Annotated in this window: 14 protein-coding genes; 3 read left to right on the forward strand and 11 right to left on the reverse strand. The window is 60.0% G+C overall.

What is annotated here, in order from left to right; genetic code table 11:
- Positions 1-59 precede the first annotated feature (59 nt).
- Positions 60-818 (reverse strand): Nif3-like dinuclear metal center hexameric protein, encoded by a 759-nt coding sequence (locus ABIE16_RS07010; protein WP_429520773.1) that lies wholly within the window; start codon positions 816-818, stop codon positions 60-62.
- Positions 819-921: 103 nt separating this feature from the next.
- Here ABIE16_RS07010 and algW point away from each other — a divergent pair, with 103 nt between their 5' ends.
- The 3 genes from algW to ABIE16_RS07025 all read left to right on the forward strand — a co-directional run bounded on the left by algW (position 922) and on the right by ABIE16_RS07025 (position 5,007).
- The gene (gene algW, locus ABIE16_RS07015; RefSeq protein ID WP_057716410.1) at positions 922-2,082 is read left to right on the forward strand and encodes a Do family serine endopeptidase AlgW; all 1,161 of its coding nucleotides are present in this window, start codon (positions 922-924) and stop codon (positions 2,080-2,082) included.
- A gap of 87 nt (positions 2,083-2,169) precedes the next feature.
- The gene (locus tag ABIE16_RS07020) at positions 2,170-4,275 is read left to right on the forward strand and encodes a TonB-dependent siderophore receptor (protein WP_429520774.1); all 2,106 of its coding nucleotides are present in this window, start codon (positions 2,170-2,172) and stop codon (positions 4,273-4,275) included.
- A 12-nt stretch (positions 4,276-4,287) separates the two neighbouring features.
- Positions 4,288-5,007 (forward strand): DUF4198 domain-containing protein, encoded by a 720-nt coding sequence (locus ABIE16_RS07025; protein WP_429520775.1) that lies wholly within the window; start codon positions 4,288-4,290, stop codon positions 5,005-5,007.
- A gap of 138 nt (positions 5,008-5,145) precedes the next feature.
- Here the strand turns inward: ABIE16_RS07025 and hisC are convergent, their stop codons facing one another.
- The 10 genes from hisC to ABIE16_RS07075 all read right to left on the reverse strand — a co-directional run bounded on the left by hisC (position 5,146) and on the right by ABIE16_RS07075 (position 13,108).
- Entirely contained in the window at positions 5,146-6,198 is a 1,053-nt protein-coding gene (gene hisC / locus ABIE16_RS07030; RefSeq protein WP_429520776.1) for a histidinol-phosphate transaminase, read from the reverse strand.
- Between the two features lie 2 nt (positions 6,199-6,200).
- A complete protein-coding gene (gene hisD, locus ABIE16_RS07035; protein WP_057716412.1) occupies positions 6,201-7,538 on the reverse strand; it encodes a histidinol dehydrogenase in 1,338 nt (445 codons plus the stop codon).
- A gap of 126 nt (positions 7,539-7,664) precedes the next feature.
- Complete coding sequence (gene hisG / locus ABIE16_RS07040) at positions 7,665-8,300, reverse strand: ATP phosphoribosyltransferase (protein ID WP_008018703.1); 636 nt, start codon at positions 8,298-8,300, stop codon at positions 7,665-7,667.
- A 125-nt stretch (positions 8,301-8,425) separates the two neighbouring features.
- Positions 8,426-9,691, reverse strand: coding sequence for a UDP-N-acetylglucosamine 1-carboxyvinyltransferase (gene murA, locus ABIE16_RS07045; RefSeq protein ID WP_056728381.1), 1,266 nt, complete (start codon positions 9,689-9,691; stop codon positions 8,426-8,428).
- Positions 9,692-9,713: 22 nt separating this feature from the next.
- Positions 9,714-9,953 (reverse strand): BolA family protein, encoded by a 240-nt coding sequence (locus tag ABIE16_RS07050; protein WP_020796650.1) that lies wholly within the window; start codon positions 9,951-9,953, stop codon positions 9,714-9,716.
- Between the two features lie 114 nt (positions 9,954-10,067).
- On the reverse strand, positions 10,068-10,373 hold the full coding sequence (locus ABIE16_RS07055) for an STAS domain-containing protein (protein ID WP_057716413.1): 306 nt from the start codon (positions 10,371-10,373) through the stop codon (positions 10,068-10,070).
- Entirely contained in the window at positions 10,370-11,023 is a 654-nt protein-coding gene (locus ABIE16_RS07060) for an MlaC/ttg2D family ABC transporter substrate-binding protein (protein WP_429520777.1), read from the reverse strand. The genes ABIE16_RS07055 and ABIE16_RS07060 overlap by 4 nt, the downstream gene beginning before the upstream one ends.
- A gap of 11 nt (positions 11,024-11,034) precedes the next feature.
- On the reverse strand, positions 11,035-11,502 hold the full coding sequence (gene mlaD / locus ABIE16_RS07065; RefSeq protein ID WP_007970271.1) for an outer membrane lipid asymmetry maintenance protein MlaD: 468 nt from the start codon (positions 11,500-11,502) through the stop codon (positions 11,035-11,037).
- Positions 11,502-12,299 (reverse strand): lipid asymmetry maintenance ABC transporter permease subunit MlaE, encoded by a 798-nt coding sequence (gene mlaE / locus ABIE16_RS07070; RefSeq protein ID WP_057716415.1) that lies wholly within the window; start codon positions 12,297-12,299, stop codon positions 11,502-11,504. Before mlaE ends, mlaD begins: the two co-directional genes overlap by 1 nt.
- Positions 12,299-13,108, reverse strand: a complete 810-nt coding sequence (locus tag ABIE16_RS07075) for an ATP-binding cassette domain-containing protein (protein WP_007986707.1) — start codon at positions 13,106-13,108, stop codon at positions 12,299-12,301. Before ABIE16_RS07075 ends, mlaE begins: the two co-directional genes overlap by 1 nt.
- Positions 13,109-13,174: the final 66 nt, after the last annotated feature.

Consider the following 13,174-nt stretch of genomic DNA (forward strand, 5'->3'; position numbering starts at 1 on the left):
CCGTGGTGTCTTCAGGTTCATCGCGAGCAAGCTCGCTCCTACAGGAAGAGGGTGCGCTTTCAGATGGGATTCGGGCAATCGATGAAGATGTGCTCCAGCGCAAACCGACGGGCCAGATAATCCCCCAGCGCCTGAACGCCGTAGCGCTCGGTCGCATGGTGACCGGCGGCGATGAAGCTGATGTCGTTTTCCCTCGCGCTGTGGAAGGTTTGCTCGGAAGCCTCGCCGCTGAGGTACAGATCGACACCCGCCAGAATGGCTTGATCGATGTAACCCTGGCCACCACCGGTGCACCAGCCGACGCGGCGGATCATGGCGCTGCCTTCGATCAACAGTGGCTCACGCCCCATCACTTCCTGGACGCGGCGGGCGAAATCCCGGGGCATCATTGGCTCATTCAGCGAGCCGACCAGGCCGACAATCTTCAGGTTGTCCGGATCCAGCGGTCCTTCGACGGTGATGTCGAGCTGTCGCGCGAGCTGCGCGTTATTGCCGACATCCTGGTGCAGGTCCAGCGGCAGGTGATAGGACAACAGGCTGATATCGTGCTTGAGCAGGGTCTTCAAGCGGCGCTGCTTCATGCCGGTGATGCACGGGTTTTCACCTTTCCAGAAGTAGCCATGATGCACCAGCACCAGGTCTGCGTTGGCCTCCACGGCCGCATCGAGCAAGGCCTGGCTGGCGGTGACCCCACTGACAATGCGCATCACTTGTGGCCGCCCCTCGACCTGCAGGCCGTTGGGGCAATAATCGGCGATTTTGGCGCTGTTGAGGTAGCGGTCGGCTTCTTCGACCAGGGTGCTCAGGGCGACGGCCATAAAAGACTCCTAAATATCCCGTTCAGAGGCGCGTGCGGCCTCGTATAATGCGCGTCATTATGAGCGGTCTCAGACCGCCTGCAACTCTCTCAGGAACTGCTTAATGCTCAAGGCGCTGCGTTTTTCCGGCTGGCCGCTGTTGGCCGGCGTGCTTGTCGCTCTTTTGATAATCCAGCGTTACCCGCAGTGGGTCGGGCTCCCGAGCCTCGACGTCAATCTGCAACAGGCGCCGCAAACCACCAGCATGCAGCAGGGTCCGGTGTCTTATGCCGAAGCGGTATCCACCGCCGCGCCATCGGTGGTGAACCTGTACACCACCAAAGTCATCAACAAACCCAACCATCCGCTGTTCGAAGATCCGCAGTTTCGTCGCTTCTTCGGCGATAACTCGCCCAAGCAGAAACGCATGGAGTCGAGCCTCGGTTCCGGCGTGATCATGAGCCCGGAAGGCTACATCCTGACCAACAACCACGTGACCAGCGGTGCCGACCAGATCGTGGTGGCGCTCAAGGACGGCCGGGAAACCCTGGCGCGAGTGATCGGCAGCGACCCGGAGACCGACCTCGCGGTTCTGAAAATCGACTTGAAAAACCTGCCGGCGATCACCGTGGGGCGTTCCGACAACATCCGCATCGGCGATGTCGCGCTGGCCATCGGCAACCCGTTCGGCGTCGGCCAGACCGTAACCATGGGCATCATCAGCGCCACCGGGCGCAATCAATTGGGCCTGAACAACTACGAAGACTTCATCCAGACCGATGCGGCGATCAACCCGGGCAACTCTGGCGGTGCGCTGGTGGATGCCATCGGCAACCTGACCGGCATCAACACGGCGATCTTTTCCAAGTCCGGGGGCTCCCAGGGCATTGGGTTCGCAATCCCCGTGAAGCTGGCGATGGAAGTGATGAAGTCGATCATCGAGCACGGCCAGGTGATTCGTGGCTGGCTGGGTATCGAGGTGCAGCCGCTGACCCAGGAACTGGCCGAGTCGTTCGGCTTGTCCGGTCGTCCAGGCATTGTCGTGGCGGGAATTTTCCGCGATGGCCCGGCACAGAAGGCCGGTCTGCAACTGGGTGATGTGATTCTTGCCATCGATGGCGAACCGGCCGGTGATGGCCGTCGCTCGATGAATCAGGTAGCGCGGATCAAGCCGACCGACAAGGTCGCGATCGAGGTGATGCGCAACGGCAAGGAGCTCAAGCTGATGGCTGAAGTCGGCCTGCGTCCGCCGCCGGCTCCGATCAAGGAAAAAGAAGAGGAATAAGCCAGACCCGATCATTTCGGGTCGATGGAAGACATTCTCATTAGTTATGTTATGTTGTTTCAATTCTTGAAATTGGAACAACATAACATGTCGTCTCGAATAAAGGCCTCGGTGGCAAGTCTTGCCCTCGGGCTGTTGGGAGAACCGGCCTTCGCCGAAGAACCCCGAGCGCTGGAACTGGATGCCATCAGCGTCACTTCCGACTACGAATCCCCTACCGGGCCTGTCGCTGGCTACCGCGCCACCCGTTCCGCCAGCGCGACCAAAACCGACACCGCCATTCGCGACATCCCGCAATCGATCAGCGTGGTCCCCGTCAGCGTGCTCAACGATCTGGGCAGCACCAGCGTTGAGCGCGCGCTGGACTTTGCCGGCGGCGTTTCGAAGCAGAACAACTTCGGTGGCCTGACGCTTTACGAATACAGCGTACGCGGCTTCACCACGTCGGAGTTCTACAAGGACGGCTTCAGCGCCAACCGTGGCTACCCAAGCACGCCGGATGTGGCGAACATCGAGCGCATCGAGGTGCTCAAAGGCCCCGCCGCCAGTTTGTATGGCCGAGGTGATCCGGGCGGCACAGTCAACATCGTCACCAAGAAACCTCAGCCCGAAGCCTTCGCGACCCTGAACACCAGCGCGGGCAGCTGGGATCGTTATCGCACGGCGCTGGACGTCAACACGCCACTGGATGACCAAGGCAACGTGCTGTCGCGGGTCAACCTGGCCATAGAGGACAACCACAGCTTCCGCGATCACGTCGACAGCCAGCGCGTATTTGTCGCGCCCTCCTTCAGCTGGCAACTGAACCAGGACACCAGCCTGTTGGTGGAAAGCGAATTCGTTCGCCACAGCTCGACCTTCGATCGCGGCATCGTCGCCCCCAACAACACCTGGAGCGGCGCCTCCCGTTCGACCTTCCTCGGCGAACCCGATGATGGAGACATCGACAACCACAACAACATGCTGCAGGCCGCCCTCGAACATCAGCTCGGCGACAGCTGGAAACTGCGCCTGGCCAGCCATTACAAGGAAGGCAAACTCTGGGGTTTCGCGTCAGAAGCGCGCCCGCTGAATGCCGACGGCCGTACCGTCAACCGCCGCTATCGCGAGCGTGACAACGATTGGCACGACAGCATTACCCAACTCGAACTGCGCGGCTTTTTCGACACCGGCAGTTTGCAGCACGAACTGTTGATCGGCAGCGAATACGAGAACTACCGCAAGAACGAACGGGTGACGACCATTGCCGGCAGCCCCTACGCCATCGACATCTACCAACCGGTCTATGGCCAGCCAAAACCCAACGGCGCGCGCTCTGGCACGGATTTCTTCGAACACGTCGAAAGCCATGCACTGAACCTGCAGGACCAGATCATCTTCACCGATAAGCTGCGGGGCATGCTCGGTGTGCGCTTCGAACATTTCGAGCAACACATCGACGATCACACCCGTGGCGCTACCAGCACTCAGAGCCACGACGCGCTGACCCAACGGGCCGGCTTGCTTTATCAACTGACACCTGAAGTCGGCCTGTTCGCCAACGCCTCGACCTCGTTCAAGCCGAACAATGGCCTGGACGCGGCCGGTAAATCCTTCGACCCGGAAGAAGGCATCGGCTACGAAATCGGGATCAAGAGCGAGCTGTTCGATGACCGTTTGAGCAGCACCCTCGCCGCTTTCCATATCGAGAAAGAAAACGTCCTCGCCCTCGACCCGGGTACAGACACCAGCCGCGCCATGGGAAAGGCACGCAGTCAGGGCATCGATCTGCAAGTCACCGGACATGTCAGCGACGCTGTTCGCGTGATTGGCGCCTTCGCCTACATCGACGCTGAAGTCACTGAGGGCGACAAGGTCATTCCCGCCGGCAGCCGCATTCTCGGCGTGGCCAAACGCAGTGGCAGCCTGTTGGGTGTTTATGAGTTCCAGGACGGTCGACTGCGCGGCTCGGACCTTGGCGCCGCGTTCACTTATGTCGGCGATCGCTCGGGCGAAGCTGGCAGCGACTTTGAGTTACCCGCGTATCACACCGTCGACCTGCTGGCCCATTACAAGACCAGCGACAACATCACGGTGGGCCTGAACCTGAACAACATTTTCGACGAAAAATATTTCGAGCGCTCCTACAGCAACTACTGGGTCAACCCCGGCGAGCCGCGCAATTTCACCGTCAGCCTGACACTCACTCTGTAAAAGGACGTCCCCATGCACCCACTCAACCCCCTGGCACTGCTCGGCTTGCTGTTTGCCACCGAGGTCTCGGCCCACGGCCTGTGGACCGAACAACGTCGTGGAAACATCGAGGTCATTTACGGGCACGGCGCCGAAGACAACACCTTCAAGGCACAGAAAATCAGCGGTGCCTGGGCCTATGACGTCAATGGAAAAATGATTCCGGTGACGGTGCAGCGCCTGCCTGATCACGCGCGCCTGCAACCGCTTAAACCACCCGCCGTGATGGCGGTGGCGCTCGACAATGGGATGTGGTCGCAGACCGCCGACAAGAAATGGATCAACGAAGGACGCAGCAAAGTGCCGGGAGCGATCGAGGCGACCCAGACGTTCAAGTACAGCCTGGCGATCTATCAGCCGGGTGCAAAGCTGCCCAAGCTGGATCAAATGAAATTGCTGATTCTGCCTGAGGTCGATCCGCTGACCGTAGGGCCGGGCGAGTCGCTGCCAGTCCAAGTGTTACTGGATGGCAAACCCGCTGCGGGCGTGAAGCTGGTGGGGGACTATCGCAACGCACCGAATACCTTGAGCACCGAAACCGATGCAAACGGCCGGGCTCAGGTGCTGGTGCGCAATGAAGGCTTGAACGTGATTTCGGCGCAGGTGGAAGTGTCGGTGAAGGACAGCATTGATGTGAATAGTCGCGGGCTGTTCAGTTCACTGACGTTCCTGGGCGAGCCGCATCACGAATAAGTCAAAGCGACACTAAACACTGTGGGAGCGAGCTTGCTCCGGGCGGCGTTCCGACGATGTCGGTGTGACATTCAACAAAATATTGAATGTTATGGCCTCATCGCGAGCAAGCTCGCTCCCACAGGTTCGGGGGATGGTTTAGAGATCGCCTAAACCGTCGATCAGCGCCTGATTCTGCTCCGGCGTGCCGATGGAGATCCGCAGGAACTGGGCAATCCGCTCCTGCTTGAAGTGCCGGACGATCACACCTTGCTCGCGCAGCTTCGCCGCAAGCCCCGCTGCATCGTGCCAGGGGTGACGGGCAAAAATGAAGTTCGCCGCCGATGGCAGCACTTCAAAACCCTTCTCCTCCAGCTGTGCAACGACCTTCTCGCGATTCTCGATCACCAACCGGCAGGTCTTGTCGAAATACTCGCGATCCTCGAACGCGGCGGCAGCGCCGACATTCGCCATGCGATCCAGCGGATAGGAGTTGAAGCTGTTCTTGATCCGCTCCACCGCCTCGATCAGGTCCGGATGGCCGACCGCCAATCCAACCCGCAGGCCCGCCAGGGAACGGGACTTGGACAGGGTCTGGGTCACCAGCAGGTTCGGATAACGGTCCACCAGGGTGATTGCCGTCTCGCCACCGAAGTCGATGTAGGCCTCGTCGACCACCACCACCGAATCCGGGCTTGCCTTGAGAATCTGCTCCACCGCTTCCAGCGCCAACAGGCAGCCGGTCGGCGCGTTCGGGTTGGGGAAGATGATCCCGCCGTTCGGCCTGGCATAGTCCGCCGGGTTGATCTGGAACTGCTCGTCCAGCGGCACCGCGTCGAACTTGATGCCGTACAAACCGCAGTAGACCGGGTAGAAGCTGTAGCTGATGTCCGGGAACAACAGCGGCTGATCGTGCTGCAGCAAACCGTGGAAGATGTGCGCCAGCACTTCATCGGAACCGTTGCCGAGGAACACTTGATTGCTTTGAACACCGTAGTACCTGGCGACCGCGTTCTTCAGCAGATCGCTGTTCGGGTCCGGGTACAGACGCAGGTTGTCGTTCAGTTCGGTTTGCATCGCGGCCAAGGCTTTGGGCGATGGACCGTACGGATTTTCATTGGTGTTTAGCTTCACCAGTTTTGCCAGCTTCGGCTGCTCGCCCGGGACGTAAGGCACCAGATTCTTGACGAACGGGCTCCAGAATTTACTCATGTTCAGTTCCCCTGCCCTTGTGGAAAGTCTTCGTCGACGATGCGGTACTCGGCGCTACGCGCGTGGGCGGTCAGCGATTCGCCACGGGCCAGCACGGAAGCGGTTTTGCCCAACTCGGAAGCGCCCTGCTCGGAACAGAAGATGATCGACGAGCGTTTCTGGAAGTCGTACACACCCAGCGGCGAGGAGAAACGCGCGGTGCCGGAGGTCGGCAGCACGTGGTTGGGACCTGCGCAGTAGTCGCCCAAGGCTTCAGAGGTGTGGCGGCCCATGAAGATCGCGCCGGCGTGGCGGATCTGCGGCAGCCAGGCTTGTGGATCGGCAACGGACAATTCGAGGTGCTCCGGCGCGATGCGGTTGGCCACTTCGATGGCTTGCTCCATGTCGCGCACCTTGATCAGAGCACCACGGCCATTGATCGAGGTTTCGATGATCGCGGCGCGCTCCATGGTCGGCATCAGCTTGGCGATGCTGGCGGCGACCTTGTCGAGGAATTCGGCGTCGGGGCTGACCAGAATCGCCTGGGCGTCTTCGTCGTGCTCGGCCTGGGAGAACAGGTCCATGGCGATCCAGTCCGGATCGGTCTGGCCGTCGCACACCACCAGGATCTCGGAGGGACCGGCGATCATGTCGATTCCGACCTGGCCAAACACGTGGCGCTTGGCGGTGGCGACATAGATGTTGCCCGGGCCGACCACTTTATCGACCTTCGGCACGCTTTCGGTGCCGTAAGCCAATGCGGCAACGGCTTGAGCGCCACCGATGGTAAACACACGGTCAACGCCGGCGATGCAGGCAGCGGCCAGCACCAGTTCATTGATTTCACCGCGCGGGGTCGGTACGACCATGACCACTTCGGTGACGCCGGCGACCTTGGCCGGAATCGCGTTCATCAACACCGACGACGGGTACGACGCCTTGCCACCGGGTACGTACAGGCCGGCACGGTCCAGCGGCGTGACTTTCTGGCCCAGCACGGTGCCGTCGGCCTCGGTGTAGCTCCAGGAGTCCTGCTTCTGTTTTTCGTGGTAGCTGCGCACACGGGCGGCGGCGACTTCCAGCGCTTCGCGTTGAGCCACGGTAATGCGCGTCAGTGCCAATTCCAGACGCTCACGCGGCAGGATCAGGTCGGCCATGGACTTCACGTCCAGGCCGTCGAACTGGCGGGTAAAGTCCACCAGTGCCGCGTCGCCACGTTCACGCACAGCCTTGATGATGTCCAGCACCCGCTGATTGACCGAGTCGTCAGACACACTTTCCCAGCTCAGCAGATGATCCAGATGATGCGCGAAATCCGGGTCAGCAGCGTTGAGTCGGCGAATTGCAGTCGGTGCGGTCATAGCGAGAGCCTCATAGGAATGGCAAAAACTCAGGCGCCCTAACTTAGCAGTCGTTTCCGCTTGGGCACCTGAGAATTCTGGCTATGAGGCGGATAGACGGGCGCGACTTAACGTCGCGCAGGTGAATCAGCCGCGGTGTCGAGACTCCACTGCCTTGCGCAGGGTGTCGATCAACGCCTGGATACGGGCGTGCTGCATCTTCATCGAAGCTTTGTTGACGATCAGCCGGGAGCTGATGGCAGCAATGAAATCCTGTGGCTCCAGACCGTTGGCCCGCAGCGTGTTACCAGTGTCGACCACGTCGATGATCTTGTCCGCCAGGCCGATCAGCGGCGCCAGCTCCATCGAACCGTAGAGCTTGATGATGTCGACCTGACGGCCCTGTTCGGCGTAGTAGCGCTTGGCAACGTTGACGAACTTGGTGGCGATACGCAGGCGGCCCTTGGGCTCGACCGCGCCGACCTTGCCGGCGGTCATCAGCTTGCACTGGGCAATTTGCAGGTCCAGCGGCTCATACAGGCCCTGGCCGCCGTATTCCATCAGCACATCTTTACCGGCGACACCGAGGTCGGCGGCACCATGCTCGACGTAAGTCGGCACATCGGTGGCACGCACGATCAGCAGGCGTACATCTTCCTGGGTCGTGGGAATGATCAGCTTGCGGCTCTTGTCCGGATTCTCGGTCGGCACGATGCCCGCTTCAGCCAGAAGCGGCAGGGTGTCGTCAAGGATGCGGCCCTTGGACAGTGCGATGGTCAACATGGGAAACGTCAGTCCTTATCAAGGTACTCATGCCCGGTCGCAAATGGCGCCGGACACACATCGAGCCGAAAACGGCTCGACTTCAACAAATCAACGGGCATGTCCTTATGCCCATACAGCAGGGACTAGCCCGGAACGCGGCGGATCTTGGCGCCCAGCATCTGCAGTTTTTCTTCGATGCACTCGTAGCCACGGTCTATGTGGTAGATGCGGTCGATCAGCGTGTCGCCTTCGGCGATCAGGGCCGAGATCACCAGGCTGGCCGAAGCACGCAGGTCGGTCGCCATCACTGGCGCGCCCTTGAGCTTTTCGGTGCCGGTGACGATGGCGGTGTTGCCTTCGACCTGGATCTTGGCACCCATGCGGTGCAGCTCGTAGACGTGCATGAAGCGGTTTTCGAAGATCGTCTCGATCACAGCGCCGGTGCCTTCGGCAATGGCGTTGAGGGAGATGAACTGCGCCTGCATGTCGGTCGGGAACGCCGGGTACGGAGCGGTCCGCACGTTGACGGCTTTCGGACGCTTACCGTGCATGTTCAGCTCGATCCAGTCTTCGCCACAGGTGATTTCGGCACCGGACTCACGGAGTTTTTCCAGAACGGCTTCGAGGATGGTCGGATCCGTATCCTTGACCTTCACACGACCACCGGTCACCGCCGCCGCCACCAGATAGGTGCCGGTTTCGATGCGGTCAGGCATTACTTTATAAGTGGTAGTGTGCAGGCGCTCGACGCCATCGATGGTGATGGTATCGGTACCGGCGCCGGAAACCTTGGCGCCCATGGCGTTCAGGAAGTTCGCCAGGTCGACCACTTCAGGCTCGCGAGCGGCGTTTTGCAGGACGCTACGGCCCTTGGCCAAGGCCGCGGCCATCATGATGTTTTCGGTACCGGTCACACTGACGGTATCGAAGAAGAAGTGCGCACCGCGCAGGCCACCTTCAGGCGCCTTGGCCTTGATGTAGCCACCTTCGACGTCGATGACGGCGCCCATGGCTTCCAGGCCACGGATGTGCAGGTCAACCGGACGCGAACCGATGGCGCAACCGCCAGGCAAGGCGACTTCGGCTTCACCGAAACGAGCAACCATCGGACCGAGCACCAGAATCGACGCACGCATGGTTTTAACCAGTTCGTAAGGTGCGACCAGGGTCTTGATGGTGCGCGGGTCGATTTCGACGGCCAGCTTCTCGTCGATCACAGGTTCGATACCCATGCGCCCGAACAGCTCGATCATGGTGGTGATGTCGTGCAGGTGCGGCAGGTTGGCCACAGTCACCGGGCCATCGCACAGCAGGGTAGCCGCCAGGATCGGCAGGGCAGAGTTCTTTGCCCCGGAGATGCGGATCTCGCCGTCAAGACGAGCACCGCCAGTAATAATCAATTTATCCATAAGAATCTCGACGCCCTTGGGCTCAGGTGCGCTCGGCCCAGGCCGCGCTGCTGAAAAATTTCATAGTGACCGCATGGATGCTGCCATCGGTGATCCATGGGTTCAAATGGGCATAGACCTGCTGCTGACGCTTGACCGGGCTCAACGCCGCCAGTTCATCGCTAATCACGTTCAGCTGGAAATTGCAGCCTTCGCCCTCGACTTCTACTTTCGTTCCGGGCAGCTTTCCTTCAAGAAAGCTCTTAACTTCGTTGGCCTGCATGCTCAACCTCAATCGGCGCCCTGTGCGCGCGGGTCGGACATCATACAAAAAAGCCCCGCGCCTGCGAACCCCGCCAAGCAGGACTCAGACGGGGGGCTTATTCATAGATGCGGGTTAGGGACGCGCCAACAGCTCGGTCAGCTCGCTGACCTGAGCGATTTCACGCATGTCTTCCGGCATCCCACGGATGCTCAGGGCCTTGCCGGCCTCCTGCGCATCACGGATAAAGCACAGCAGCAACGACAAACCGACACTGCTGGACTTGGTTACCGCCGAGCAATCGACCACCAACGCTGCAGCGTTGCTGGCCTTGATCAGCGCCTTGCCCTGCTCGCGCAGGCCAGGGCCGGTGCGGTAATCCAGCACGCCACTGAGTCGCAGCTCGCCCGCTTCGTCCATCTGGACTGCCGACTCACTCATTGGGCTGACTGCTCTGGTTTCTTGTCGGTGGCTTCCTTGGCCTTGGCGACTTCCCCGGCCCAACCATTGATGGTCTTGTCCAGGTCGTTGCCATTGCGCTGCATCGCGTCGGCGAACTGATCGCGGAACAGCTTGCCGATATTGATGCCATTGATGATGACGTTACGCAGCTTCCACTCGCCGTTGATCTTTTCCAGCGTGTAGGACACTGGATAGATCGCGCCGCTGCTGCCTTTGACAGTCATGCCTACACTGGTACGGTCACCCGACTCGTCTTTGGCCGGTTCAACGGTGATGCCCTGGTTGTTGTACTCCAGCAAGGCATTGCCATAGAACTGGAACAGACCCTTCTTGAAGTTTTCTTCGAAGGTCTTCATCTGTGCAGGCGTAGCTTTACGCGAGTACTTGACCGTCATGATGCTCTTGGAAATACCCTCGGCATCCACGACAGGCCCGACGATGTTGTTCAGCGCCGCATAAAAGTCTTGCGGATCCTGCTTGTACTTCTCTTTGTTTGCCGCCAGGTCCGCGAGCATACGGTTGGTTGTGTCCTGCACCAGATCGTGCGCCGAAGTCGCCGCTACGGCGTGGGACACCAACGGAAACACCGCGAGCATTACCAACAGGCCACGTCGCAAGATAGAGATCATTTAACAGTTCCTCATTTAGCTTCTTTGCTAACGGTATTGAGCAGGAATTTACCGATCAGGTCTTCGAGCACCAGCGATGACTGCGTGTCATGGATGGTTCCACCATCCTTGAGCAGGGTGTCTTCCCCGCCCACGCTGATACCGATGTACTTCTCGCCCAACAGGCCAGCAGTCAGGATAGATGCAGTGGAGTCCGCCGGCAGATTATCGATGCGTTTTTCCAGCTGCATGGTCACCCGACCGGTGAAACTGTCGCGATCCAGATCGATGGCCGTGACCTTGCCGATGGTCACACCGGCCATGGTCACCTTTGCTCTGACCGTCAAACCGGCGATATTGTCGAAGTAGGCGTAAAGTTTATACGTGTCGGTGCTCGGAGTCGGGGACAGGCCACTGACCCGCAACGCCAACAAGAGCAAAGCCAGGATGCCAGCCAGCAAGAAAAGGCCGACACCGATTTCCAGGGTGCGGTTTTGCATCAGAAATCTCCAAACATCAAGGCGGTCAGAATAAAGTCCAGGCCGAGTACTGCCAACGAGGCATATACAACGGTCTTGGTAGTGGCACGACTGATCCCCTCGGAAGTGGGTTCGCAGTCATAGCCTTGGAATACGGCGATCCAGGTCACGACAAAGGCAAAGACGATACTTTTGATGATCCCGTTGAGCACATCGTCGGCGAACGTCACGCTGTTCTGCATGTTCGACCAGTAGGAGCCCTCATAGACCCCCAGCCAGTCGACCGCTACCCACGAGCCGCCCCAGATACCCACCACGCTGAAAATCATCGCCAGCACCGGCAGGGAAATGAAACCGGCCCACAGGCGTGGCGCGATGATGTACTTGAGCGGGTCGACCCCGATCATTTCCAGGCTGGACAACTGCTCGGTGGACTTCATGTTGCCGATTTCGGCAGTCAACGCCGAACCTGCGCGCCCGGCGAACAGCAAGGCGGTCACCACCGGCCCCAGTTCACGCAGCAGCGTCAGCGCCACCATCTGCCCGACAGCCTGCTCCGAACCATAGCTGGAAAGAATGTTGAAACCCTGCAGCGCCAGCACCATGCCGATGAACACCCCGGAGACCACGATGATCACCAGGGACATCACGCCCACCGAATGCAACTGCTTGACCAGCAGCCCGAAGCCGCCACCGATACCGCCCCGGCCGAGCAAGGCATGGAACAGGAACAGGCTCGAACGCCCGAACACCGCCAGCACATCGATGCCGGCCTGGCCGAAGCGGCGAACGCGCTCCATCAATGAAATTCTGCGCATCAGCGCTTCCCCAGAAGATCTGCGCGGTAATCCGTCGCTGGAAAGTGGTACGGAACCGGGCCATCGGGTTCGCCGGTCATGAACTGACGAATGCGCGGTTCATCCGAATTCATCAACTCGTCAGGCGTCCCCTGCCCCAACACCTGACCATCGCCCACCACATAAATGTAGTCGGCAATGCTCGCGGTCTCGGCCAGGTCGTGGGATACCACGATGCTGGTGATGCCCAGCGCATCGTTGAGCAACCGGATGAGGCGCACCAGCACGCCCATTGCGATGGGGTCCTGGCCGACAAAGGGCTCGTCGTACATGAGGATCTGCGGGTCGAGCGCAATCGCCCGGGCCAGCGCAACACGGCGTTTCATGCCGCCGGAAAGCTCGTCGGGCATCAGCTCGATGGCACCGCGCAAGCCCACGGCCTGCAATTTGAGCAGGACAATGTCGCGGATCATTTCATCCGGCAGTTGGGTATGAACACGCAACGGAAAAGCGACGTTCTCGAAGACATCGAGGTCGGTAAACAGTGCGCCGCTCTGAAACAGCACGCCCATGTGCTTGCGCGCGTCGAACAGGTCGCTGCGCGACAGTTTTGGCAGGTTCTGACCGTTGACCCAGACTTCGCCCTTGGTGGGCCGCAACTGGGCGCCCATCAGACGCAAGAGCGTGGTCTTGCCACACCCGGAAGGCCCCATGATGCCGGTGACCTTGCCGCGCGGGATACGGATATCGACATTATTGAAAATGCTGCGCGCACCGCGCTTGAAGGACAGTCCCTTCAGCTCGACCGCGTAGGCGTTATCGGCACTCATCTAAACTCCTTGCGATGCAGCCTCTCACTCGGACGCCTGGCTTTCTGACAAAAGCACATACCTCCC

Origin of the sequence: Pseudomonas sp. 2725 (assembly GCF_050434585.1) — a bacterium.
Lineage (GTDB): Bacteria > Pseudomonadota > Gammaproteobacteria > Pseudomonadales > Pseudomonadaceae > Aquipseudomonas > Aquipseudomonas jessenii.